This is a genomic window from Gluconacetobacter aggeris, from assembly GCF_014174395.1.
Lineage (GTDB): Bacteria > Pseudomonadota > Alphaproteobacteria > Acetobacterales > Acetobacteraceae > Gluconacetobacter > Gluconacetobacter aggeris.
This window is the reverse complement of sequence record NZ_JABEQD010000007.1, coordinates 132,660-157,328: the sequence shown is the minus strand read 5'-3', so window position 1 is coordinate 157,328 and position 24,669 is coordinate 132,660. Positions and strand designations below refer to the sequence as shown.

Here is a 24,669-nt window from a genome sequence, read left to right as displayed (position 1 = left end):
CGGCCTCCGCCGGGAGGGCGCGCGCAGGATAGCAGCCCTGCGCGCCGGCTTACATTGACCGTCCGGCGGGGGCTCCCCATTATTTCGGGTAAGGGGCGCGCCTGCATGACGGGGCGCCGGGGCGCCGCCGGGCGGCGCGCCCGTTCGTTCGACATCGCGTCCAGCCAGGGAGAAGACGCAGAACCGTGAGTACCGATCCGTACGAGATCCTGGGCCTGTCGCGCACGGCCAGCCAGGACGACATCCGCAAGGCCTATCGCAAGCTGGCCAAGAAATATCATCCCGACCTCAACCCGGGTGACAAGGTGGCCGAGGAGAAATTCAAGGCGATCGGCTCGGCTCATGCGTTGCTGTCGGATGCCGACCAGCGTGCGCGTTTCGACCGTGGCGAGATCGATGCGGCGGGCCAGGAGCGTGGCTGGCCCGGCGGAGGGGGCGGTGGCTATCGCGACCATGCCGAGGGGGCGCAGGGGTTTCGCTATTCCGCCGGCGGGTTCTCCGAGGATGATCTGGGCGATGTCTTCGGGTCGATGTTCGGGCAGCGGGGTTTTCGCCGCCGGCCGCAGGGGCCGGCGCGGGGCGACGACCGGAATTTCTCGCTGACCGTCAGTTTCGAGGATGCGGTCAATGGCGGCACGTCGCGCGTGACCCTGCCGGGCGGCGGGACGCTGGATGTGAAGATCCCGCCCGGGATCGAGGACGGGCAGGTGATGCGCCTGCGCGGCAAGGGGGGCGAGGGCCATCAGGGCGGGCCGGCCGGTGATGCGCTGATCACCATCAGTGTTGCCCCCAGTCCGACCTATACCCGTGACGGCAACGATGTGCGCATGACGCTGCCCGTGGGCGTGAAGACCGCCGTGCTGGGCGGGCCGATCAAGGTGCCGACGCCGAGCGGGTCGGTGTCGATGAACGTTCCGGCCCATTCCGACAGCGGCAGCGTGCTGCGCCTGCGCGGCAAGGGCGTGAAGGCCCATGGCGGCCAGGAGGCCGGCAACCTGTACGTGACGTTGCAGGTCACGATCGGCCCCACGGACGCGGCGCTGGAGGACTTCCTGAAATCCTGGACCCCACCGGGCGAGGCGAAGGGGGGAGGTGCCGCATGATCACGATCGAGACCCTGTGCGTGCAGGTGGGCAATGTCAGCGCGGTCGATATCCAGCACTGGATCGACAGCGCGTGGCTGCGGCCGGAGGGCGAGCCGGGGGCCTATGTCTTTCATGATATCGACGTGGCCCGGGCGCGGCTGATTGCCGAACTGACGGGGGATCTGGGAATCGGGGACGAGGGGATGCCGGTGGTGCTGTCCCTGCTGGACCAGCTCTATGACGCGCGGCGCCAGATGCTGCATCTGCGCGCGGTGCTGGACCGCCCCCAGGCGGGCGATCTGCGCACGCGCCTGGCCGCCCTGTTGGGCGTGCCGGAAGAAGGGTAGCAGGAGCCGGCCGGCAGTGATGCTTCAGGAACGTCCCGAAGAGCGTGGCCGGACATGTGGGCTGGTGAGCGAGAGCGGCCCGAAGGGCCGCGCCCGGCGTGTGTTTCCGAGCATCGCAGCGGAGCGGCCTTGATGGCCGTGAGCAGCGAAGCGCAGGAAACGCGCGCCGGATCGCCACCAGCGCGCATGTCCGGCCACGCTCTCAGTCGTTGCGGCTGAGGGGGAGGTTGGCGACCTGACCGGGCTTGGTGCCCTTGATGGTCAGGTTGGCGCTGTTGGCCGAGACCAGGCGGAATGTCACCAGCGGATCATGGCCGAGCGATTGCAGCTCGTCCTTGCCGTGGGGGGCCAGCGTGACCTGATGCGGCGCGTAGGTGTGCAACTCGTCGGGCAGCGTGACCTGGACCTGATGGTGTGCGTCGGGTGCGCCGACCACGACCGGGGAGAGGCCCATGGCGGCCCACTGGCCCGTGAGCGGGCTGGCGGCGGCATGGGCCTGTGTCGCGGACAGGGCCAGCAGCGCGGCGGCAAGGGCGTGAAGGCGGGGCATGGCGTAGTCTCCGGGTTTGCCTGTGTTGTCTGTCTTGTCTTTTGCCGGACCTTACTGTGTCTGGTCGGTGTCCGACAGGGGGGCGGCTGCGGTGGCGGTGTGCAGCGTGGCGTTGGGCGGTCTGGGGTGGGCCACCAGCCGTTTCAGCCCGTCGAACAGGGTGCGCCATGACAGGCGGGGCCGGCGGCCGTCGGGCAGGACCATCGAGACGCTGGCCGTCATGCCCGCCGAGAGCGTCAGCCCCGCGGGCAGCGTGTCGATGTGGATGCGTACCGGGATGCGCTGGGCCAGCCTGACCCAGGTATAGACCGGATTGACCGAGGGCAGGCCCTGGGTCGAGCGCTCGGCATTGGTCGAGGAAATGCCGCGCGTGATGCTTTCCACATGGCCCCATAGCGGGGTCGGCACGCCCATCAGGTCGATGCGCATCAGGGCGCCGCGATAGAGGCCGCGCAGCCGCGTTTCCTCGAAATACCCGTCGACCCAGAAGGAATCGGCGTCGATCACCTGGATGTCGGACACGCCGGCGGTCGCGAAATCGCCCACACGCATCGTCAGGTTGGTGACGTAGCCGTTGACGGTGCTGTGGACCTGGGTGCGTTCCAGGTTGATGCGTGCCTGCGACATGGCGGCCAGGGCTTCGGCATACTGGGCCTTGGCCTGTTCGGCCACGGCTTCGAACTGCTGCTTTTCCTCGGCCGAGGCGGAGGCCGAGGAGAGTTGCTGGCGGCGCTGGTGCTGTGCCAGGCGGAGGGTCATGTCGGCCTGCCGTTCGTTGACGCGGGCCGTGGCCTGGGCGACCGCGACGCGGAAATCGAACGGGTCGATGGTGTACAGCACGTCGCCGCGATGGACGTACTGGTTGTCGGCGACGTGGATCTCCACGATCTGGCCCGATACGCGCGGCGCGATGTTGGCGACCTGGACGCGCACCTGGCCGTTCCGGGTCCAGGGGGCGGCGGTATAGTATTGCCACAGCCCGAGCAGGACGATCGTGGCGACGGCCAGGATGGCCAGCGTGGTGGTCATCCGCATGACCATGCGGGCGCGTTCGAACACTATCCGACCCTTTTACAGAAGAAACACATACAGCCCGACCAGGCAGATCAGGATGCCGAATTCGACCAGCGGCACGTTCCACACCCGTTTCTGCACCATCCGGCTGGCCAGAAGCGGGCGCAGCAGCAGCAGGGTCAGGACCGCCAGCCCGGCATCGATCAGGAAGGAGGCGACCTCCACCCCCGCTATCGAGATAGTGGGCGTCATCGCGATGCCTCCGGCACGGGCAGGATGCCGTAATGGCGCAGGGCCCGGGCGTTGCGGTCCAGCAGGCGGGCCGCGCCGAACAGGCCGGATACGGCGCCGATCAGCGTTTCGCGGTCGGCCGGGGGCAGGGTGTCGGACGCTGCCAGCAGGTGGGCGGCCTGGTCCAGGATGGGGGCGCCGGCCTCGGCCAGGTTGAGGGTGCGCAGCATGTCCTGGGTCCGGGCGACCGGCTGGGCCACGGCCGGGATGGTGGCGGCGCGCATCAGGTGGCGGCGGGCCCGCGCCAGCGCGCCGTTGAGGTCGCCCAGCGACACGATGCGGTCGAACACGCGCAGGGTGATGGGTTTCTGCGGCAGGTGGCCGGTCCAGGTGCGGGCCTGGAGCAGGCGGTCATATTGCCGGCTGATCAGGGCGGGGCTGGCGATGTCGCCCTGGCCGGTGAATTGGCGCCGCAGCGTCATGGACACCGCCATGGCGATGCGGAACCGCCGCCGCCGGGCCGATGGGGGTGCCAGCGTGAGCGCGAAGAACAGGATCACCGAAGAGAGCATGTAATAGAGATTGCGGTCGACGAACTGGGTCGGGTCGTAATTGTGAAAATTGTCCAGGCCCAGCACGATGAAGAAGAAGACCCCGAAATTCAGTCCTATCGGCATCAGGCGCGGATGGATCAGCAGCAGGCAACTGGCGACGATGACCGGAGCCAGCATCAGCGAGAAGAAGACCATGCCCGAGCCATAGGGCAGGATGCGGGTATCGAGCACCAGGGCGCAGACGGTGGAGAGCGGCACGCCGATCAGCGCCCCCATGCCGAAGGCGCGCGTGTCGAAGGTGGTGATCGACAGGGTGAGGATGGTGGCGACCTGGAGCAGGGTCGTCGTCGTTCCCGGCAGGCCGCTGAGGATGCAGATCAGGGCGGCGACGGTGAAGCCGACCATGACCCGCATGCCGTTCAGCAGGGCCAGCACCGGGTCCTGCTGGCGGGCGATCCGCACATCCTGGGCGATACGGGGGGCGGCGTGGCCTTCCTCCAGCGTGCGGATGCCGTCCCGGACCCAGCGCCCGTAGGAGAGCAGGGCCATCGTGCGTTCGATCAGATAGGCTTCGGCCGGGGTCAGGGGCGGGGCGCCGGGTTCGAGGCGCAGCAGGTCTTCCAGCGCGCGGCTGGCTTCGTCCTCGTCGGCGAAGGGGGTGCCGTCGCCGAAGCGTTGGCGCACGCGGGCGAGGATGGCGGGCCGGACTTCCTGATCCATGCGCAGGACGCCGCTGATGGCGCGGCTGCACGAGATCATGTCCAGCATCGCGACCATGGCCGAGCGTGCGCCCGTCATGCGCAGGGCGCTGTCGGCCAGTTCGGTGCGGGCGAAGGAGACCTGGCTGGTCAGGGCCATGATGCGCCCCGCCAGCGACACCCAGGTGACGTCGTCGGGCGAAGCCTGCCCGTTGACGGCGTCGCGGGCGATCCGCTGCACCTCGGCGGCGCCGTGGCGCAGGCCGGTGGCCAGCCGGTGCCATGCGGTGGGCGAGCCCGTCACGTCATTGACGACCGCCACCGAGACGATGCCGATCATGATGGCCGAGACGCGGAAGATGGCGACGGTGAAGACATCCTCCGGGCGGTCGATGCAGCCGATGCCGATGATGGCGACCGTGTAGCCGGCCAGCAGCGCGCCATAGGCCCGGAAATCGCGCAACAGCGTGCCCACCACCACGCACAGGCCCAGCCACAGGGCGGCGCCGCCGAGGAACATCATGCGGTCCTGCCCGAAGAGTGCGATCAGCCCGATGGCCACCGTGGCGCCCGCCAGGGTGCCGGCCATGCGGTACAGCGCCTTGGACAGGATCTGCCCGCGCAGGGGCTGGGTCAGGATCATGACCGTGACGCCTGCGCTGGCGGGGGAGTCGATCTGCAGCCAGAAGGCCACGCCCAGTGCCAGCATGACGGCGGCCCAACTGCGCAGGCAGAAGGCGATGCTGCCCGGCGGCAGCCAGGCCGGGCGTGTGGCGGGCAGCCAGATCCAGCGCGCGAGGGCCGTCGCCATGCCCGTTCCGCCCTGTTCCATCGCCTTCATGGTCCTCCGTCTGCTCGCGCGGCGCGGACTATGGCGGTTGCGGACGCGCCATATATGTCCAGGTCGCGACAAACCGTATCAGAGGGTGGGTGCGGCGGGGATCGGAAATGTACGAATGTGAAAAATACATGATGGGTGCATGAGAAATATCGTTATCGCATGCGCCCTCTGCGGCTTCGGGTGGTGACGATGGCTGGTATGCGCCGGTGGCATGTCCCTCTGGCCGTCCTTGCCGGATCGGGCGATAAGGGGGGATGCGCCTGCTTCACACGTCCGACTGGCAGATCGGCAAGGTCTTCCGCTTCGCCGACGATGATATCCTGCCCGTCCTGCAGCAGGAACGGCTGGAAGCGATCGGCCGGATCGGCCGTCTGGCCCGCGCCCAGGGGGCGGAATGCGTCGTGGTGGCGGGGGATATCTACGACCATCTGCGCCCCTCGGAGCGCACGCTGCGCCAGCCGGTGGAGCGGATGCGCCAGTTTCCCGACCTGCGCTGGCACCTGATTCCCGGCAACCATGATTTCAACGAGCGGGACGGGCTGTGGGAACGGCTGGCGCGGACCGGCCTGCCGGATCATATCGTGCCGCATCTGGCCCACGCGCCGGCGGCGCTGGATGCGGCGGGTACGGCGTGGCTGCTGCCCGCCGGATTGGGGCATCGGCATGTCATCGGCGACCCGACCGCCTGGATGGATGGCGCGGCCACGCCCGAGGGGGCGATCCGGGTCGGGCTGGCGCATGGTTCGGTGCGGAGTTTCGGGGAGGAGGCGCCGGGGCATAATCTGCTGGCCATCGATCGGGCGCGGCAGGCGGGGCTATCCTATCTCGCGCTTGGCGATTGGCATGGCGCCCAGCGGATCGATGCCCGCACCTGGTATTCGGGCACGCCGGAGGTCGATGGGTTCGACCTCGGCGGTGCGGGCGGGGGGCAGGCGCTGCTGGTGACGCTGGATGGGCCTCGGGCCGAACCGGTGGTCGAATCCCATGCGGTCGGGCGCTTTCGCTGGGCGCGGGCGCAGGCGGTGCTGACCTGTGCCGACGATATCGCGGCGCTGGAGGGGCGGCTGCGCGCGATCGATCCCGATGATCCCAGCCGGGTGCTGGTGTGGCTGGCCGTGAGCGGGGCGCTGGGGCTGTCGGAGCTGGAAGGCTGGCAGGCGCGGATTGTGGACGGGCTGGGCTCGGCGTTGCGGTTGCTGCGAATCGATGGCGCGCCGGGGCTGGCGCCGTCGTCGGACGATCTGGATGCGTTCGGGCCGGGCGGCGCCGTGCGGGCCGCCGCCGAGACGCTGGCGCGGCAGGCCGGCGAGGGCGACGAGGCGGCGCGGGCGATCGCGGCGGCGGCGCTGCAACGGCTGTATCTGCTGGCGCGCGACGGGGCCGGGGGGATGGCATGACCGGTGGCATGATTCTGCGGGGGCTGGAGGTCGAGCAGGTTCGCCGGTTCGGCGATGCCGTGCGGCTGACGGGGCTGGGGCCGGGCATCAACCTGCTGGGGGCGCCGAACGAATTCGGCAAATCGACGCTGCTGGCGGCGTTGCGTGCGGTGTTTCTGCTGCCGCACGGGTCGAAGGCGCGGCCGATCGCGGACCTGCAACCTTATGGCGGGCGGGGGGCGCCGCGTATCGCGGTCGATTTCACGCTCGACGGGGGCGACTGGCGGCTGGAGAAGCGCTTCATGCAGCGGGCTTTTGCCCGGCTGGAAGGGGGCGGCGAACGGCTGGATGGCGACGCGGCCGAGGCGCGGTTGCAGGATCTGCTGGGCGTGGAGGCGGGCAAGCGCGGCGCCGAGGCGATGGGGCTGCTGAATGCGCTGTGGGTGACGCAGGGGCAGAGCCTGGTGCAGCCCGACCTGTCGGACCCGGCGCGGGCCACCATCCGGTCGTGCCTGGAAGCCGATCTGGATGCCATGACCGGCGGGGACGCGGCGGGCCGGGTGCTGGCGCGGGTGACGGCCGACCTTGCCGTGCTGCTGGACGGGCGTGGGAATCCGCGCGGCCGCTTTCGTGCCGCGAAGGAGGGCGAGCAGGAGGCGGCGGCCGAACTGGCGCGGTTGGAGACCCGCCGGCAGGGCCTGGAAGACGATCTGAACGCCATGGCGGATCTGCGCCGCCGGCTGGCGCATGAGGACGATGCCGACCGGCGGGAAAAGGAGCGCGCCGGTCTGGCCGAGGCGGGCCGGGTGCGTGACCGGCTGCGGGATTATGATGCCCGGCATCGGGCCGCGCGGGCGGTGCGCGACCATGCGGCGGCGCAACTGGCTGCCGTGCGGCAGGATCTGGCCGGGCGCGCGGCGTGGGAGCGCGATCTGGCGGCGGGAACGGCGCGGGTGGCGGAGCTGGAAGGCGCGTTGCAGGCGGCGCAGGGGGCGCATGATGCGGCGGGGGCGGCGCATGCCGCGCGGCTGGAGGCGGTGCGGATGGCCGATGCCGGGCGCCAGGCGGCACGCCGGGCGCTGGACCTGGCGGCGGGCCGGGTGGAACGGGCGCGGCTGGTGCGTGAGCGGCGCGAGGCGGCGGCGGCGCTGGACCGGCTGGACGAGGCGGCGCGGGCTGTGACGCAGGCGGCGGCGGAGCTGGATGCCTGCACGATCGACGATGCGCGGCTGGGGGCGATCCGCAAGGCCGAGCGCGCGCTGGATGCGGCGCGCGCTGCCAGCCGGGCACAGGCGACGACGCTGGATGTGACATTGGCCGATGGCGCGCGCGGGCGGCTGGTGCTGGATGGGCAGGCGCTGGAGAGCGGCCGCATTGTGGTGACGGACAATGCCGTGCTGCGGATCGAGGGGATCGGCACCATCCGCATCGAACCGGCCAGCCATGGGCGTGACGCGTTGCGCGCGGAACTGGCGGGAGCGGAAGAGGTGCTGCGCCGGGCGCTGGCGGCGGCTGGTTGTGCCGATACTCCCGCTGCCGAGGCGGCGCTGGCTGTGCGGCGGCAGGCGGAACTGGCCTTCCAGGCTGCTCGGACGGTGCTGGGCGGCCTGCTGGCCGGCGCCGATCAGGTGCCGGCGACGGCGATGGAAGCGGCCCGGCGGCGGCTGGCGGATCTGGATGTGCGCATCGCGCGGATCGGTGAGGCCGGCGACGGGACGGATGACCCGCTGGCGATGCTGGAGGCGGCCCGACAGGCGATGGACGTGGCCGAGGCGCGGTACGATGCCGCGCATCGGGCGCTGCTTTCTCCCGACGAGACGATGCGTCGGGCGGCGGAGGATCTGGCGCGGTTGCGGGCTGAATGGCAGGTGGCGCGGGATGGCGCGACCCAGTTGGCGCGCGATCTGGAGGCCGCGCGGGCGGTGGAGGCGGATGAGGCGCTGTCGGCCCGCCTGGCGGCCGGGCATGAAGCCGCCGAGCGGGCGGAGCAGGCGCTGGTGCGTATCGAGGAGACGCGGCCCGAGGGGACCGAGGCGCTGGCCGATGCGGCGATCCAGCGGCTGGAGCGCACGATTCAGGAGGGCCATGCGCGCCTGGCGGCGCTGCGGCAGGAAATGGCGGCGCGCGAGGCCCGCATTCGCGCGGCGGAGGGCGATGGGCTGGACGAGCGCATTGCGGCGCAGGAGCGGCTGCGGGCGGCCCATGCCGCGGAGGATGCGGCCTGCGCGCGGGAGGTTGCGATCCTGCAATGCCTGCGCGATGCGGTGGCGGCGGCGGAGCGGGCGGCGACCGAGCGTTATCTGGCGCCGCTGGCCCGCGCGATCCAGCCGGCACTGGCGGCGCTGTTTCCGCGTGCCGTGGCCACCGTGGAGCCGGATTTCAGCATTTCGGCGCTGTCGCGGCGGATCGACGAGCCGTTCGCGACTCTGTCGGACGGAACGCGCGAGCAGATTGCGGTGCTGGCGCGGCTGGGGCTGGCGGACCTGATGCAGGCGCGGGGGCGGCCGGCGATGCTGGTGCTGGACGATGCCCTGACCTATGCCGATTCGGGGCGGCTGGACCGGATGTTCGACATTCTGACCGAGGCAGCCGGCCGGTTGCAGATCCTGATCCTGACCTGCCGGACGGAGCTGTTTACCGGGCTGGGGGCAAGGCGGCTGGCGGTCGAGCCGGTGGGGGAACAGAATCAGCCGGCTGGCTGATCCGGGGTGTTGCGGTTCGTGGCCCGCTCTGTCCGAGCCTGCCGCATGAAGAGCATCAGTGGAAATCCGCATGATACGCCTGCCAGAAGAGTGGCGGCGTAAACCGGCCAGACCCGGCACAGCCTGCCGGCCCGGTGTTCGGTCCAGGCAAACCGGAAGAGTACCAGCGCGGACACCACGACATCTGCCGCGAAGAAGAGGCTGACCCGGTTCACGGCCAGATCGCGTATGAAAGCGCCGGGCACCAATCCATGGTCCAGCAACCAGGGGACGAAGAACGCATAGGGTGTCGCCACACCCAACACGCACAGTGCAAAATATCGATGTCGTAAAGACATGATTGTCTCCAGCGGTTTTCGGAGGACAGTCAGAACAGATGAAACCATGATGTGGCGGACTGGGCGCGCCGGATCCGCGCGAATGTGGCGCAGAGCCAGTAAAGCGGCCCCAGGCCGACCAGCCAGACCAGCAGCCCGGTTGCGTAGTCGGTACCGAATGGGAAGAACGCGGCGCCGATGATGGCGAACAGCCACAGATGCCCCAGGTAGAACGCCAGTGGCGCGCGCCCGAAGCCGATGCACAGTCTCGCCAGCCGGTTTTCGGGATCGTGGGACAAGGCCCGGAACAGGCAGAGCGTGCCGCCGAGCATCGACAGCACGAATACCGGCGAGGGCGGGTATTTGACGAGATTGAGGAACTCCCGCCACGATCCGTCACGAGGTGGGCGCAGATTGCCGAATGTGCCGTGCCAGCGCAGCATAAGGCTCAGCAGGAGGCACCCGACACCGATCCACAACGAAGCCTGCAGCGTTCTGCCGGGCTGGCGGGCCAGGCATTGACCGAAAAGATGGCCGAACAGGGTGACGCCCAGCCATGGCAGCACCGGATATTCGACATAGAGCCCCCCGGTCTGTCCGGCCACCAGTCCCAGCCGGGCCAGCATGCCGGTGGGAGATCGCGGGTCGTCGGGTAGGAAGAGGGAAGGGGACAGCGCGCAGAACACGGCGAGGCACGCCATGGCGATACGTCGTCGCAGCAGGGGTTGGAACAGGGCCAGCAGGATGGTGCATAGTCCCAATGCGGTCAGCACGGTGATCGGCAGGCGGATGGCCGGGCCCGCGCCCGGCCATCCGCCCGGCGACCCACCGGTATGGTCGCCGTGTATGCCGACCAGCCATGCCGGCACCTCGACAAACCAGCTCAGGGCTATGAGAAGGATGCCACGTAGCAAGGTGTGCGTTCTCAGCCGTCCGTGGGGCCAGTCGGTTCGGCGCGCCGCCAGCAGGGCGATCCCGCTGCCCATCCAGAAGAAGAAGCCCGGCGCGCAGAGATCGGAGAAGATGCGAAAGCCGAGCTGGATGCGATCAGCCAGCGTATCGCCGTAGTGCGTCCATGATCCGGCCCAGAATTCGGCCGAATGGCGACGTACGACCAGCGCGTTGACGTGGTCCGTGGCCATGATGAGCATGATGGCGCCTCGAGCGGCATCCATGCCGGCGATTCGGGCCGGTTGTGTCATGGCATGTCCCCGGCACAGGGCAGGAGGTCGAGAAAGGCATCGACCGCTTCGGTCAGCCGCTCCACCTCGCCGGTTGCCGCCAGTTCCAGTGTGGCGCCGCGCAGCATAGCGATCGTCATCCCGCCCAGTAGGCGCGCGGCCTCGGGTGATGCGCCCGCGTTGCTGAAGCGGGCACTGGCCGTCGTCAGCCAGAAATGCGCCGTGCGGCGTGCGTAATCGCCAAACCGATCCGGATCGCGGGTGGCGATCGCATACATTTCGTAGAAAAGGCAGAGGGTCGGCCGCATGCGCGGTTGGGCCAGATAACGCCATGCCGCTTTGAAGATGCGTTGCGGATCGCCTTGCTGTGGCAGGGCGGCGTCCAGCGCTACGCTTCCGGTCTCGCGGATCGTATCGAAGACGGTGCAGAGCAACTGCTCGCGCGAGCCGAAATGATACAGGATTGTGCGATGGCTGGTTTCGATCGCGGCGGCCACGGTCCTGACGGAAAAGTCGGCCACGCCGTTGGCGATCACATAGGCGATGATTTGCTCAAGAAGGCGCGGGCGGAGGTCGGGATCTATGGGGCGTGCCATCTTCCTCAGCTTCATTTTTGATCCATATGGATCATTAATTAAATGTACCGGAGCGTCTGTCAATCACGCCGTGGCCTGCGGGTTGAATAAGGCGTTGACGCCCCTTCCGGCGATGGAGAACATGCCGCCATGTCAAAGCTGGATCTTACCCGCCCCTTCCTGCCTGTCCGCATCGCGGTGATGACCGTGTCGGACACGCGTACCCTGGAAACCGATACCTCCGGCAGGTTGCTGGCCGAGCGGATTGTTGCTGCCGGGCATCATCTGGCGGCGCGCAGCATCGAGCCGGATGATGTGGACCATATCACCGGCTGCCTGAAGGAATGGATCGCCGATCCCGAGATCGACGTGATCATCTCGACCGGTGGCACCGGTGTGACCGGGCGCGACGTGACGCCCGAAGCCTATGAGCAGGTGCTGGAGAAGCGCATCGAGGGATTCGGCGAGCTGTTCCGCATGCTGTCGTACCAGAAGATCGGGACCTCCACGATCCAGTCGCGGGCGCTGGCCGGGGTGGCGGGGGGGACCTACCTGTTCGCGCTGCCAGGATCGAGCGGTGCGGTGAAGGATGGCTGGGACGACATTCTGGTCTGGCAGCTCGACAGCCGGCATCGGCCCTGCAACTTCGTGGAGCTGATGCCGCGCCTGCGCGAGCATCTGCCGGCTTCGCACGACTGAACGACGACCACGGAAAAGGGAACGCGATCCATGAGCGCGAAGAAATTGCTGCTGCTGGCGGGCGACTATGTCGAGGATTACGAGATCATGGTCCCGTATCAGGCGCTGTCGATGCTGGGGTTTACCGTCGATGCGGTCTGTCCGGGCAAGAAAGCGGGCGAGCATGTGCTGACGGCGATTCACGATTTCGAGGGGGCGCAGACCTACAGCGAGAAGCCGGGGCATCGTTTCGCCCTGACGGCGGATTTCGAGGGGGTGAACGCGGCGGATTATGCCGGGCTGGTGATTCCGGGTGGCCGGGCGCCGGAATATCTGCGGCTGGATGCGCGGGTGATCGACCTGGTGCGCGCCTTTGCCGGCCGGCCGGTTGCTGCCGTGTGCCATGGGGCCCAGTTGCTGGCTGCCGCAAGGGTGATCGAGGGACGTACCGTGTCGGCCTATCCGGCGTGCCGTCCGGAGGTTGAGCTGGCGGGCGGGATTTATGCGGATATCGCGGTCGATGACGCGGTGACCGATGGATGGCTGGTCACGGCGCCGGCCTGGCCGGCGCATCCGCGCTGGCTGGCGCAGTTTATTGCCGTGCTGGGGGTGGGCGTCACGATCTGATCGCCTTGGGGCCGCCCATGTCGGCTGGCGGCATTGGCATGGGCGGATAGCTGTGCATCATGGACAGGCAAGGGCGGCGTTCCGGCCGCCCGGTCATGTCTGGGAGAATTCCGTCTTGCGCACCCGTCATCTTCTGGCCCGCTCGGCGCTGGCCGTTGCGATCGCCACCGGCTTTGCCTCCGCCTCGTTCTGCGGCCCGCAGGCGTTCGCGGCCTCCCCGCCGTCGGCCACCACGCCGCTGAAGCTGAAATCGCTGGTCATTACCGGGAACAAGCTGGTCTCGACCGACGAGATCCTGGCCGCCCTGCCGTTCCATCAGGGTGATACCGTGACCCGGGACCAGATCGCCGCCGGCGCGCAGGACGTGATGGGCGTGTATCAGAAAAAGAATGTGGGCCTGAAATTCGGCCAGAAAATGAAATTCGCCGGTGCCGCCGTCTATGTCGAATGGGCGATCGAGGAGCAGGCGCCGGAGGTGGTCCAGACCGCGCTGGTGGTCGACAAGATCGTCTTCGAGGGCAACAAGAAGCTGTCGGCTGCCGACCTGACGGCTGCGACGAAGCTGCGTCCCGGCTCGACGATCGATCAGGCGGCGATGGCGGCCGATCAGCAGGCGGTGCAGAAGGCTTATCAGGACCATGGTGTCGGCGCGGCGATCCAGGTGGTGCCGTCGCAGCCGGCTGGGGATAACCATGTGGTGCTGACGTATCAGATTACCGAGAAATAAAGGTGGTGGACGCGGGGCGGGGCTGTTGGCCGCGCTCCGCGTCTTTTTGGATAGAGCGGTGGCTTGGGCGGGCGGTTTCTCTTGAACGGGCTCTTTGCATTGCGGTTGCTCGGTCCTCGTTCATGAGCCTATGCGTCCATAAGACGTTCCGATACCTATATGGAATGTGCCTGAACGCTCTGGTTTGAGGGCCGTTCGGATGAATGGGTCGTTGGCAGGCCCGTTCTATGAATCCTTTATGACATTGACTGTCTGCTGCTTCGTTCCGTGCGCGGGAATGCGAAACTGTCGAGATCGTTCATCCTGGCCCGGAGCATCTCTTTCATGTTTCAGATCAACCGACGTTCCTTCCTTTCCCTGACGGGCGGGTTTGTATTGGCCGGTGCCGCCAGCGCGCGGGCGGCGGCGCCGAATCGTCCGCCGATGCGTGCGCATGAGCCATTTACCTTTCTGTTCATCACCGACACGCATCTTCAGCCGGAGCTGAACGCGCAGGTTGGATGTCATGCGGCCTTCGTCAAAGCGCGTGGTGTTCCAGCGGATTTCGCCATTCAGGGCGGTGACCATGTTTTCGACGCACTTGGCGTCAATGCTTCGCGCGCCACGATGCTGCTGGACCTTTACAAGCGTACCGCCGACGATCTGATGCTGCCGGTTCATCATACGATCGGCAATCACGACTGCTTTGGCGTCTATACGAAGAGCGGCGCGGAACCGACCGACCCGATGTATGGCAAGAAGTATTTCGAGGATAATTTCGGCCGTCTTTATTATTCATTCGACCATAAGGGCGTGCATGTCGTCGTGCTCGATTCCATCGGGATCACGGCGGATCGCTCATATGAGGGACGGATCGACGCCCCGCAGATTGCGTGGCTGGCCAATGATCTCGCCGCGCAGCCTGAAGGCATGCCGATTATCGTGGTGACGCATATTCCGCTCGTCACCGCCGTCGAGGACTATGCGGCCCCGCCTGCGACGCCTGCGAAGCATCACGCGCTGAGCGTCGTCAATGCTTACGAGGTTCTTCCCCTGTTCGACCGCTATAATGTCATCGGTGTATTTCAGGGGCATACGCATATTCTGGAGCGTATCGACTGGCACGGCGTGCCCTACATTACCGGCGGTGCCGTCTCCGGCAACTGGTGGCATGGCACGCGCTACGGGACCCCGGAAGGCTTCATGGTGGTGGACGTCGCGAACGGAGCCGTGACGACGCGGTATGAGACATATGGCTTTCGGAGCGTCGATCCGCAGAATACATGAGGAATATGGGGGGACTCAGAATCGGGTGTCGGAATGGCTGATCGAGTTGCGTTTGGAGCGGGTATGTTCGCATTGCGAGCGTGTCCGCTTTCGCTTCCTTTAAGACATTTCGGCTTATTATGTATTTTCTCCAAAGCGGACACTTTCCTGCTTGCGCGACTTCGTCCAAACGAGTGGATATCTATAACCAATTCATTAAATTCGACAAAAAGAGCGGCAGAAAGGGTTATATAACTTATTCTCTCGAACCCGGTTAAGGCTAGCTGCTGAACGAAGAGTACCTGATGATCCAGACCCTCGCCACTGCCGGCATTGATGAAAGTCTTGACGTCCCCAGACTCAATCGGGCGTTGTTCGCCTTATGCGTACTCAATTTCTTCATGGCGGATGTTCAGGCGGGTATAGGTCCTTTTCTGGGCGTTTTTCTTCAGCGTCATGGCTGGCAAACGGGGCCGATCGGAACCGTCATGAGTGCGGGAGGCATTGCGGGAATGCTCGCCACCATTCCCGCGGGGGCGCTGATTGATCACACGACGAAAAAGCGGCTGCTCGTCATTGTGGCGGCGCTCTGCACGATTTCTGCCTCTCTTCTTTTGCTGAGTTCGCAATCGGTGCCGGTCGTAACGGTCAGTCAGCTTGCAACCGCTTTGGCTGGAGCCGGGATCGGCCCTCTGATGGCGGGAATAACGCTTGGGATCGTGCGTCAGAAAGGCTTCAACACACAGATCGGTCGTAACCAGGCCTGGAACCATGCCGGCAATATGGTCGGGGCCGGACTTTCCGGCTGGCTGGGGTGGCAGTTTGGCCTCTCAGCGATCTTCTGCCTCGAAGTGGCTTTCGGCTTGTTCGCCATTTCTGCCGTGCTCATGATCCCGGAAAAATCCATCGATCATAAGGCAGCGCGCGGGCTGGACGGTACCGTAGACCATGATGAGAGGAAGGCCGAGGGCCTGCAGTCATTTCTACGACATAAGCCTCTCCTTATCCTGGCGATCTGTCTGTGCTTCTTCCATCTGGGCAACGCAGCGATGTTGCCCCTATACGGCATGGCAGTCGTCAGTGCAGGCAAAGGCAATCCGGCCATGTTCACGGCGATGACCGTGATGGTCGCACAGGCCGTGATGATCGTCGTCAGTCTTCTGGCGATGCGCTTCATCAGGGGGCGTGGCTACTGGATCGTCCTGCTCATATCGTTTGCCGCCCTGCCATTTCGTGGCCTGATTGCGGGTAGCTTCATCCAGCATTGGGGCGTGTGGCCGGTGCAGATCCTCGATGGTATCGGTGCGGGGCTTCAGAGTGTCGCCGTGCCGGGGCTGGTGGCCAGGCTTCTGAACGGAACCGGACGGATCAATATCGGACAGGGGGTGGTCATGACCGCGCAGGGAATTGGAGCAAGCCTTTCTCCTGCGCTGGGAGGATGGCTTGCTGAGGATCTTGGATACCCTGCGGCATTCTACATTCTGGGCTGCTTTGCCATCGTATCGCTGGGCCTCTGGATAGGATCCGCATCGACCGTGCGTTCTGCCGACCGGGCGCCGGCATGATTTTTCATCATGAAGCGATCTGGGCGATCGCCATCCTGGCGACAGCTGGAGTCATCATCCGGCCGTTTCGGGTCCCGGAGCGGGTATGGGCAGCCATAGGAGCCGTACTCCTCGTGCTGACGGGACTGATCCCCCTTTCCATGGCAGGTGCCGGCCTCCTGAAAGGTGGCGATGTCTATCTGTTTCTGATTGGCATGATGCTGCTCAGTGAAACGGCACGCGCAAACGGGCTGTTCGACTGGATAGCAACCTGGGCGGTCAATCATGCCGCGGGTTCGACGGTAAAGCTGTTCACACTGGTCTATCTGGCGGGTGTCGTGGTGACGACTTTCATGTCCAATGATGCGACGGCCGTTGTACTGACACCTGCAGTGTTCGCAGCAGCGACCAAGGCAAAAGCCGATCCACTTCCACTGTTGTTTGCCTGTGCACTCGTTGCCAATGCGGCAAGCTTTGTCCTGCCCGTCTCTAATCCAGCAAACCTGGTTCTGTATGACGGCGCACTCCCAGCCCTGGGATCATGGATGGTATCATTCGCGCTGCCATCGCTCTTGGCGATCGTGACGACTTATCTGGTTTTGCGTCGCATGGAACGGACACACCTGCGTCGGGAATGTGCCGCTCAGGTTGAGACCATCCCGTTGACACTGGGAGGCAAGGCGGCTTTTGGCGGGATCGTGTTGACCGCGCTCCTGCTTGTGACGGTGTCCGCATTTGACCGGCCTCTCGGCTTGCCAACAGCGATTGCCGGCATTGGGACAGCTTTGGGCGTGTCTGCGCTGGCAGGACGATCACCAATTGCGCTCGTGCGGGATATTTCATGGGGTGTTCTGCCGCTGGTGGGTGGGCTGTTCGTTTTGGTGGCCGCCGTCGAAAGTACGGGGCTGGTCGGGGAGATTGCCCGCCTGCTTCAGCACACCGCCAACGCCAATCCTGTAACCGCTGCCTGGGGCGCGGGCACCCTTTTGGCCTTCATATCCAACATCATGAACAACCTGCCTGCCGGATTGATCGCCAGTGAGGCAGTCGCGCAAGCTCATGTACCGCGACTGGTGACTGATAACCTCCTGATCGGTGTGGATCTTGGCCCAAATCTTTCCGTAACAGGATCTCTGGCCACGATTCTGTGGTTGCAGGTGATCCGTCGCGGGGGCGAGGACGTCGGGTTTCTACAGTTTCTAAAAATAGGCGCCGTAGCCATGCCGGTTGCGCTCTTTACAGCTCTTGGTGCACGATTTTTAGCCGGGTGAGCGGTCTGTGCGATACTTGCAGCGCGTTTCCAAGGGGCGGTCTGGTGAGGCGATCTGAGCGTCGGCTAAGGATGGTCGTGCGGCTGTCATGCTGTCTGCGATGCGGAGGAGCGTGGTGGACGCACGCCGGATTGGTTCCGGCGTGCGGTTGTGGGGTGGGCGTCAGTTCGGGTCTGTGCCCAGTATGCGGTGGTTCAGCATGGGGGTGATGTCGGGGTCCTTGCCGTAGAAGGCGCGGAATAGGGGGGCGTAGTCCTGCGTGTGGCCTTGGGAGAGGATCATGTCGCGGAAATGCTGGCCGTTTTCGCGGGTGAGGCCGCCATGGTCGCGGAACCAGGCGAAGGAATCGTCGGCGAGCATCTGGGTCCACAGATAGGCGTAGTAGCCGGCGGAGTAGCCGTTGGACCAGATGTGCAGGAAATAGCTGGAGCGGTAGCGGGTGGGGACGAGGGCGGTGTCGAGGCCGGTCTTGTCCAGGGCCGCCTTTTCGAACGCGTCGACATCCTGCTGGGCCGCGTTGGCGGGCAGGCTGTGCCAGGCCATGTCCAACTGGGCCGCCGCGATCAGTTCGCCCATGGCGTAGCCGCGATTGAATGTCGCCGCCTTCTTGATCTTGTCGACCAGTTCCTTCGGCATTGCGGCGCCCGTCTGGTAGTGGCGCGCGTAATGGGCGAAGACGGTCGGATCGAGCGCCCAGTGCTCGTTGAACTGCGAGGGGAATTCGACGAAGTCGCGGGCGACCTGGGTGCCCGACACGAGCGGGTAGGTCTGGCTCGCGAACAGCCCGTGCAGCGCGTGGCCGAATTCGTGGAACATCGTGACCACGTCTTCGAACGTGATCAGGTCGGGCTGGCCGGCCGCCGGCCTGGCGATGTTGGCGACGTTATAGACGACCGGCTTCGTGCCCAGAAGTTTGGACTGGCCGACGAAATTCGACATCCACGCGCCGCCATTCTTGTTGTCGCGCTTGAAATAATCGAAATAGATCAGGCCGAGGGTCGAGCCGTCCTTGTCGAGGACCTCGAACACCATCACGTCCGGGTTGTAGACGGGGATGTCCGTCCGCTGCTTGAAGGTGATGCCATAGAGCTGCGTCGCCGCGAAGAACACGCCGTCGCGCAGCACCGTATTGAGCTCGAAATACGGCTTCACCTGATTTTGGTCGAGCGCGTAATCCTGTTTGCGCACCTGCTCGGCGTAATGCGTCCAGTCCCAGGGTTGCAGTGAGAAGGACTGGCCGTCCTTGCGGATCGTGTCCTGGATGCGGGCGGCTTCGTGATCCTGCTGCGTGCGGGTCGCCGGCGCCAGTTGGGCGATAAAGCGCTGCACGGCGGCGGGTGTGCCGGCCATCTGGTCATACAGCACATAGGATGCGAAATCGGGGTAGCCGAACAGGGCTGCTTTCTGCGCCCGTGCATGGGCCAGGGTCGAGATCGTGGCACGGGTGTCGTTGGCATCGCCCTTTTCGGCGCGGGTCCAGCTCTGCTGGAACAGGGCCTCGCGCGTGGCGCGGTCGGTCATGCTCTCCAGGTCGGGTTGCTGCGTTGTGTTCTGCAGCGGGATCAGCCATTTTCCGGACAGCTTGCGATCGCCGGCATCCTTGGCGAATGCGGTGATCGTGCCGTCATCGAGGCCGGTGAGGGCAGCCTTGCTGTCGACCGTCAGCGCGCCGTCACGGGTGGCGGCCAGGAGCTTCTGCTGGAACGCCGTTTCCAATGTGGAAATCTGCGTGTTCAGGGCACGCAGTTTCGCCTGGTCGGCGGGTGAGAGCTTCGCGCCGGCATGGACGAACTGCTGGTAGTAGAGCGTGAGCACCTGCATCTGTTCGGGCGTGAGATTCAGACGGGCCCGGTCATTGTACAGGGTCTCGACGCGCTTGAAGAGTTTCGCATCGAGATAGATCGAATCCTGATGTTGCGAGAGCAGCGGGGCGATGTCGCTCTGTGTCTTGTCCAATGTGGCATTGGTGTTGGCCTGATAGACGCCGTAGAAGGTCAGGCCCACGCGGTCGAGCATGCGGCCCGAGCGTTCCATCGCGACGATCGTGTTGTCGAAGGTCGGCGCGGCGCGATTGTCGGCGATGCGGCGGATCTCGGCCTTCTGGATCGCCATGGCCTGGAGGAAGGCCGGCTTGTAGTCGCCGTCATGGATGATGTCGAAACGCGGTGCCTGGAGCGGAAGCGTGCTCGGGGTGGCGAACGGATTGGAGGCGGCCATTGCACTGGCGGAAAGGCTGGCCAGCGCGGTCGTGGCGACCAGCGTGCTGATGCGGAGCAATCGTGTCATTCAGTGAACCCTTGGAACACAGGCGGCGCCGTGTGGCGCTGCGGGCGAAGCCGGATGATCCGGCTGGTAATCATTTATAGGCAGACGGGATCGGGATGGAAACCGGGTGGCCCGTACCGTGCGTTCCGGCCGAGGGGAACGCCGATGATGAATTTCCATATGCAATATAATATAGCATATTGCATATTTTGGGGCGGTACGATTGAGTGTGCCGGCCCTGAGAGCATCCTGCTCTCGTTTCCGGTTTCGGGGCGGGATTGTCCGGCGTCCGGCTGTTTGAACAAGTCTGGAACATTCCATGCAAAGGAAGCACGCGCTCATGCGACGGCACGAATATAGCATATGCTATGTTTATAAGCTTATGCATTTCAGATGTGGACCGAAAATCGCCGGCCCGTGGTCACGCGCGGGGAACCTGGGCGTGCTGGGCGGCTGCCTGGCTTTCGGATTGGGATGCTTTTCCGTGGAGCCTGCATCGGCGGGGGCGACCGATGACGCGCCCTTTTCCCCGCCGGGTGTCGTGCGGGCACCACCCGTGCAGGGGAAGGGCGCGAGCATGGGGGCGGTTGCGGGGCGGAATCAGGCGAGTGGAGAAAGCGGCGGAAGGGGGGCAGCGGCTGCCGCGGCAGAGCCTGCGGCGGGTCGGGAGCGTATCGATGTGGTCGGGCACCTCAATCGGGAGCGGGCCCGTATTTTTCCGGGGCTGGGAGCTGTGGATTATACGATCGACCAGCGCCAGATCGCGGCCACGCCCCAGGGGCAGAATGCTGCGTTCAATCAGATCCTGCTGCGTGTGCCCGGCGTCGTCCTGGACAGCTATGGCGAGGTTCATGTGCGGGGCGAACATGGAGGGCTGGCCTATCGTGTCAACGGTGTGCTGTTGCCCGAGGGATTGAATGGGTTCGGGCAGGAACTGGATACCCGCATCATCCAGTCTGTGGATCTGCTGACGGGTACATTGCCGGCGCAGTTCGGTTTCCGTACGGCCGGGGTGGTGGATGTGAATACCAAGACCGGAGAAAGTCTGAAGCACAATCAGGTTTCGCTCTATGGGGGGAGCTATGACAGTGTCGTCCCGTCCGTGCAGCTTGGCGGCCGGCACGGAAAACTGGACTATTTCACGACGCTGTCGTTCACGCGGAACAATATCGGAATCGAGAATCCGAGCGACACCTTCCGTCCCGTTCACGACGTGACCATGCAGGAAAAGGCTTTTTCCTACCTGTCCTGTCATGTCGATGATGTCAGCCGTGTCACCCTGCTGACCAGTACGTCCTATGCCCGATTCCAGATTCCGAATTCGTTCAAGACGTTCGATATGCGCAGCCCGGATTATACGACCCTCTACGATGTGGCCGGCGTCGACCCGCACGATCCCGCCATGAACTGGGCCGGGCTGGACGACAGCCAGACGGAACAGAATGATTATGCGGTCCTTTCCTACCAGCGCAGCACGGACAGGATGAATGTCCAGGTGTCGCCGTATTTTCGTTATGGGCGCATCGATTATGCGCCGGATCGCGATCGGGATCTTATCTATCAGGGTGTTTCCGAACATGAGGTGAATGATTTCACGACCGGAGGCGTGCAGTTCGATCTGTCTTATGCAATCGCGCCCCAGCATACGATGCGGGTGGGGGCGCTGGGGCAATATACGTCCGAGCGGCTCGATACGGATACGCTGGCATTCCCCGCCGATGCGAATGGTCGGCAGATTTCGGATGTGCCGGTGCGCCTGATCGACAATACGGAGAATTGGGCGATCGAAGCCGGGGTCTATCTTCAGGATGAGTACAGGATCGCCCGCGATCTGACGTTCAACTATGGTCTGCGTTATGACCGTTTTGCCTCATCCTTCGGTCGGGAGGGGCAGTTGAGTCCGCGTGCGAACATGGTCTGGAAACCAGGCCGGATCGCGACCCTGCATATTGGATATGCGCGCTATTTCGCTCCGCCTTCGCCGCAATATGTCTACCCTTCGACGTTGGCGCGGTTCGCGGGAACGACCAATGCTGCGGCGAACATGATTGACGATGCGACGCGAGTCGAAAGATCGCACTATGTTGATGGGGGGATTCTGCTGCGTATTACGCCGGATTTCCAGATCTCGCTCGATGCCTATGCCAAATGGGCACATGATCTTACCGATCTGGGCCAATTTGGCCGGGCGGTGATACTGGCACCTTTCAGCTATCGGCGCGGGCGTGTCCATGGCGCGGAGTTCGGAAGTTCATGGCGGCATGGCCCGTGGTCGGTGTTCGGGAATTTCTCTTATGTGAAAACGGCTGCGCGCGATATCAATTCGGCCCAATACCAGTTCGATGCGGCGGAGCTTGCCTACATTAGAACTCATGCGATTCAGCTCGACCATCAAGGAGAATTCACAGCAACGGCCGGCGCGTCATGGAGCACGAAGCGGGACATGGCCTATGTCGATTTCGTGTATGGGTATGGCCTGCGCAGTGGTTTTGCCAACCTTGAGAAACAGCCGGAATATGATGTGTTCAACATCGGCTATCAGCACAGTTTCACGAGAGTGCGCTTTGGGCACGATGTTACGATCCGTGCCGATATCGTCAATCTGTTGGACGAGCGTTACCAGTTGAGGAACGGCAGCGGCGTTGGAATCTACCAGGCGCAATACGGGCAGAGACGGGGCGCATATTTCTCGGTTGTCTCGGAATTCTGAGGCGTGCCGAGGGATGGTGGAATCGTATCGGGGGCGTGGCCGGGACGTGTAGGCGACCGTCAGCTTTCGTCTTCGGAACAGGCAAGGAGAGCTTCCGCCACGCGGTGGCGATCGCGTTCGGGCAGAGGGCGAATCGGTCGCGGAGGGTTGGCCCCGGACAATCGCAGGTGATGGATGGCTGCGTATGCGACACGAAGGCTTCCGAATTCGCGGAAGAGGGCCCATATCGGCCGGAGCCGGTCGTTGCAGTGCCGCACCGTGGTATCGTCACCCGTGCGGGCGGCCGTAACCAGGGTGCGGGCCAGTTCTGGCAGGAAGCCGCCAAGGACGCTGAACCAGCCGTCGCAGCCCGCCAGCAGGGCCTCGGCGGCAATCCAGTCGCCGCTATAGCCGATGGCCAGCCTGCCCGCCGGGCCGGCGCGGAGGCGGGTGAGTTCGTCGGCGACGGCGCCTTCGGGCGGGGGCGGCATCTTGATGGCGGCGATGTTGGGGACATCCGCCAGCCGTTCGAGCAGTTCCGCGCCGAAGCTGAAATGGGTGGTGCTGGGATTGTTGTAGATGCACAGCGGCAATTGCGTGGCGCCGGCGACTGCCACGTAATGCTGGTAAGCCTCTTCCTGTGTCAGCGGGGTGTAGGAGACCGGGGCCATGAGCAGCCCGTCCGCGCCTTCGGCTTCGGCATCGCGCGCGAGGGCCTGGGCGTCGTCCGTGCGCAGCGTCCCCACGCCGGCGATCAGGGGGGTGCGGCCGCCCACGCTCTTGACCGCGGCGCCTATGGCCCGGCGCCGTTCGGCGCGGGTGAGGTAGGCATAGATTCCGGTGCTGCCCAGCAGGCCGATGGAATCGACGCCGGCTGCCGAGAGATGCGCCGTCAGGCGCGCGACGCCTTCGGCATCCACGACGCCGTGTTCGTCGGCCGGGGTGATCGGGAAGGCGGACAGGCCGTGGAAGATCGACATGTTACCTCCTGGTGCCTCGCAGGGTGGATCGGAGGATGGCGTCAGAGATGGGCGGTTGCGACCGAGGGGCGGTTGAGCATGGACATCAGTTCGCGCCTTGTGTCGGAATTGGTGCGGAAGATGCCCAGCATGCGGCTGGTGACCATCGATACGCCGGGGCGGTGGACGCCGCGCGTGGTCATGCACTGATGCCCGGCTTCCAGGATCACGGCGACGCCGTGCGGTTGCAGCACGTCGTTGATCGTGTTGGCGATCTGTGCCGTCAGGCGTTCCTGGATCTGCAGGCGGCGGGAAAAGGCGTCGACCACGCGGGCCAGTTTGGAAATGCCCACCACGCGCTTGCTGGGCAGGTAGGCCACATGGGCGACGCCGATGATCGGCACCATGTGATGTTCGCAATGGCTTTCGAAGCGGATGTCGCGCAGGAGCACGATCTCGTCGTAATCATCGACCTCGGAGAAGGTGCGCGACAGGATCGCCGACGGGTCTTCGCCATAGCCTTCGAAGAATTCCTCGTAGGAGCGCACGACCCGGCCGGGCGTGTCCAGCAGGCCCTCGCGCGACGGGTCCTCGCCCGCCCAGCGCAGCAGGGTGCGGATCGCGTCTTCCGCCTCCTCGCGAGAGGGGCGGAGAAGGGGGGACTGGGACATTTCGGTCATGAATCCTGTCTTCGGGGAAGAGCGTGCGCGATGGGCTAATGGATGATGGCGGGGTGGTAGGGACAATCCAGGCTGAAGGGCGGGACCTGGACGTCGAACGGCCGGTGCGAGCGGGCATCGATCATATGATAGAGGCCGCGCATGAAGCCGGTCGGTGTCTGCAACCCGGTGCCCGATGTGTATTCGAAGACCTGGCCGGGCTCCAGCACCGGCTGTTCGCCCACCACGCCGTCGCCGTGGACATGTTCGACCCGCCCGATGGCATCCATGATCTCCCACGTCCGGCGCAGGAGCTGGACCGTCTCGCGGCCCAGATTCTCGATCCGGATGCGGTAGGCCCAGGCAAAGCGGTGTTCTTCCGGCATGGACTGGTCGTCCAGCCAGAAGGTCTGCACGGTCACGCGGATCGATTCCGTGGTCGCCTCGTAGCAGGGGGCGCCGTCCATGGCCTCCGCCAGAGCGGCGTCCGGGTCGGGGGGCATTCCCGGCGGCGGCGGTCTGTCAATGGCCATG

Annotated in this window: 22 protein-coding genes; 11 read left to right on the top strand and 11 right to left on the bottom strand. The window is 65.2% G+C overall.

Going from position 1 to position 24,669, the window contains the following annotated elements; translation table 11 throughout:
* Positions 1-185 precede the first annotated feature (185 nt).
* Positions 186-1,103 (top strand): DnaJ C-terminal domain-containing protein, encoded by a 918-nt coding sequence (locus tag HLH36_RS11740; RefSeq protein ID WP_182986552.1) that lies wholly within the window; start codon positions 186-188, stop codon positions 1,101-1,103.
* A complete protein-coding gene (locus HLH36_RS11735) occupies positions 1,100-1,432 on the top strand; it encodes a chaperone modulator CbpM (protein WP_182986551.1) in 333 nt (110 codons plus the stop codon). Before HLH36_RS11740 ends, HLH36_RS11735 begins: the two co-directional genes overlap by 4 nt.
* Positions 1,433-1,634: 202 nt before the next feature.
* Here HLH36_RS11735 and HLH36_RS11730 read toward each other — a convergent pair whose 3' ends face one another.
* The 4 genes from HLH36_RS11730 to HLH36_RS11715 are packed head-to-tail and all read right to left on the bottom strand — an operon-like array spanning position 1,635 to position 5,320.
* Positions 1,635-1,982 carry a hypothetical protein gene (locus tag HLH36_RS11730; protein ID WP_182964420.1) on the bottom strand — a complete coding sequence of 116 codons (348 nt, stop codon included), beginning with the start codon at positions 1,980-1,982 and terminating at the stop codon, positions 1,635-1,637.
* A gap of 51 nt (positions 1,983-2,033) precedes the next feature.
* Positions 2,034-3,041, bottom strand: a complete 1,008-nt coding sequence (locus HLH36_RS11725) for a biotin/lipoyl-binding protein (RefSeq protein ID WP_182986550.1) — start codon at positions 3,039-3,041, stop codon at positions 2,034-2,036.
* Between the two features lie 12 nt (positions 3,042-3,053).
* Positions 3,054-3,248, bottom strand: a complete 195-nt coding sequence (locus tag HLH36_RS11720) for a DUF1656 domain-containing protein (protein WP_182964422.1) — start codon at positions 3,246-3,248, stop codon at positions 3,054-3,056.
* Positions 3,245-5,320 carry an FUSC family protein gene (locus HLH36_RS11715; protein WP_182986549.1) on the bottom strand — a complete coding sequence of 692 codons (2,076 nt, stop codon included), beginning with the start codon at positions 5,318-5,320 and terminating at the stop codon, positions 3,245-3,247. Before HLH36_RS11715 ends, HLH36_RS11720 begins: the two co-directional genes overlap by 4 nt.
* Before the next feature lie 254 nt (positions 5,321-5,574).
* Between HLH36_RS11715 and HLH36_RS11710 the strand changes: the two genes are divergently transcribed.
* Both HLH36_RS11710 and HLH36_RS11705 read left to right on the top strand, forming a co-directional pair.
* Positions 5,575-6,717: a metallophosphoesterase family protein gene (locus HLH36_RS11710; RefSeq protein WP_182986548.1), complete on the top strand. Its 1,143-nt coding sequence runs from the start codon at positions 5,575-5,577 to the stop codon at positions 6,715-6,717.
* Positions 6,714-9,398 (top strand): AAA family ATPase, encoded by a 2,685-nt coding sequence (locus HLH36_RS11705; protein ID WP_182986547.1) that lies wholly within the window; start codon positions 6,714-6,716, stop codon positions 9,396-9,398. The genes HLH36_RS11710 and HLH36_RS11705 overlap by 4 nt, the downstream gene beginning before the upstream one ends.
* Here HLH36_RS11705 and HLH36_RS11700 read toward each other — a convergent pair.
* From HLH36_RS11700 to HLH36_RS11690, 3 genes are read right to left on the bottom strand one after another with little or no spacing between them, the layout of a single operon-like run.
* The gene (locus HLH36_RS11700) at positions 9,383-9,736 is read right to left on the bottom strand and encodes a DUF2834 domain-containing protein (protein ID WP_182986546.1); all 354 of its coding nucleotides are present in this window, start codon (positions 9,734-9,736) and stop codon (positions 9,383-9,385) included. The two genes, HLH36_RS11705 and HLH36_RS11700, sit on opposite strands and share 16 nt — an antisense overlap.
* A gap of 29 nt (positions 9,737-9,765) precedes the next feature.
* Positions 9,766-10,917 carry a heparan-alpha-glucosaminide N-acetyltransferase domain-containing protein gene (locus HLH36_RS11695; RefSeq protein ID WP_182986545.1) on the bottom strand — a complete coding sequence of 384 codons (1,152 nt, stop codon included), beginning with the start codon at positions 10,915-10,917 and terminating at the stop codon, positions 9,766-9,768.
* On the bottom strand, positions 10,914-11,492 hold the full coding sequence (locus tag HLH36_RS11690) for a TetR/AcrR family transcriptional regulator (RefSeq protein ID WP_182986544.1): 579 nt from the start codon (positions 11,490-11,492) through the stop codon (positions 10,914-10,916). The genes HLH36_RS11695 and HLH36_RS11690 overlap by 4 nt, the downstream gene beginning before the upstream one ends.
* 129 nt (positions 11,493-11,621) lie before the next feature.
* On the opposite strand from HLH36_RS11690, the gene moaB reads away from it, so the two are divergent.
* From moaB to HLH36_RS11660, 6 genes are all read left to right on the top strand, one after another.
* A complete protein-coding gene (gene moaB, locus HLH36_RS11685; RefSeq protein WP_182986543.1) occupies positions 11,622-12,170 on the top strand; it encodes a molybdenum cofactor biosynthesis protein B in 549 nt (182 codons plus the stop codon).
* A gap of 30 nt (positions 12,171-12,200) precedes the next feature.
* Complete coding sequence (locus tag HLH36_RS11680; protein ID WP_182986542.1) at positions 12,201-12,776, top strand: DJ-1/PfpI family protein; 576 nt, start codon at positions 12,201-12,203, stop codon at positions 12,774-12,776.
* A 115-nt stretch (positions 12,777-12,891) separates the two neighbouring features.
* The gene (locus HLH36_RS11675; RefSeq protein ID WP_246376757.1) at positions 12,892-13,503 is read left to right on the top strand and encodes a POTRA domain-containing protein; all 612 of its coding nucleotides are present in this window, start codon (positions 12,892-12,894) and stop codon (positions 13,501-13,503) included.
* 324 nt (positions 13,504-13,827) lie between these two features.
* On the top strand, positions 13,828-14,769 hold the full coding sequence (locus tag HLH36_RS11670; protein WP_182986540.1) for a metallophosphoesterase family protein: 942 nt from the start codon (positions 13,828-13,830) through the stop codon (positions 14,767-14,769).
* 284 nt (positions 14,770-15,053) lie between these two features.
* Positions 15,054-16,313: an MFS transporter gene (locus HLH36_RS11665; RefSeq protein WP_182986539.1), complete on the top strand. Its 1,260-nt coding sequence runs from the start codon at positions 15,054-15,056 to the stop codon at positions 16,311-16,313.
* A complete protein-coding gene (locus tag HLH36_RS11660; protein ID WP_182986538.1) occupies positions 16,310-17,563 on the top strand; it encodes an arsenic transporter in 1,254 nt (417 codons plus the stop codon). The genes HLH36_RS11665 and HLH36_RS11660 overlap by 4 nt, the downstream gene beginning before the upstream one ends.
* A gap of 162 nt (positions 17,564-17,725) precedes the next feature.
* Here HLH36_RS11660 and HLH36_RS11655 read toward each other — a convergent pair whose 3' ends face one another.
* Positions 17,726-19,849, bottom strand: coding sequence for a M3 family metallopeptidase (locus HLH36_RS11655; RefSeq protein WP_182986537.1), 2,124 nt, complete (start codon positions 19,847-19,849; stop codon positions 17,726-17,728).
* Positions 19,850-20,312: 463 nt separating this feature from the next.
* Here HLH36_RS11655 and HLH36_RS11650 point away from each other — a divergent pair, with 463 nt between their 5' ends.
* Positions 20,313-22,538 (top strand): TonB-dependent receptor, encoded by a 2,226-nt coding sequence (locus tag HLH36_RS11650; RefSeq protein ID WP_338030439.1) that lies wholly within the window; start codon positions 20,313-20,315, stop codon positions 22,536-22,538.
* A 59-nt stretch (positions 22,539-22,597) separates the two neighbouring features.
* Here the strand turns inward: HLH36_RS11650 and HLH36_RS11645 are convergent, their stop codons facing one another.
* From HLH36_RS11645 to apaG, 3 genes are read right to left on the bottom strand one after another with little or no spacing between them, the layout of a single operon-like run.
* Entirely contained in the window at positions 22,598-23,497 is a 900-nt protein-coding gene (locus HLH36_RS11645; RefSeq protein WP_182986536.1) for a dihydrodipicolinate synthase family protein, read from the bottom strand.
* A 41-nt stretch (positions 23,498-23,538) separates the two neighbouring features.
* Positions 23,539-24,147, bottom strand: a complete 609-nt coding sequence (folE, locus tag HLH36_RS11640) for a GTP cyclohydrolase I FolE (protein ID WP_182986535.1) — start codon at positions 24,145-24,147, stop codon at positions 23,539-23,541.
* A gap of 44 nt (positions 24,148-24,191) precedes the next feature.
* The gene (gene apaG / locus HLH36_RS11635; RefSeq protein WP_182986534.1) at positions 24,192-24,668 is read right to left on the bottom strand and encodes a Co2+/Mg2+ efflux protein ApaG; all 477 of its coding nucleotides are present in this window, start codon (positions 24,666-24,668) and stop codon (positions 24,192-24,194) included.
* Between the last annotated feature and the right edge of the window lies 1 nt (position 24,669).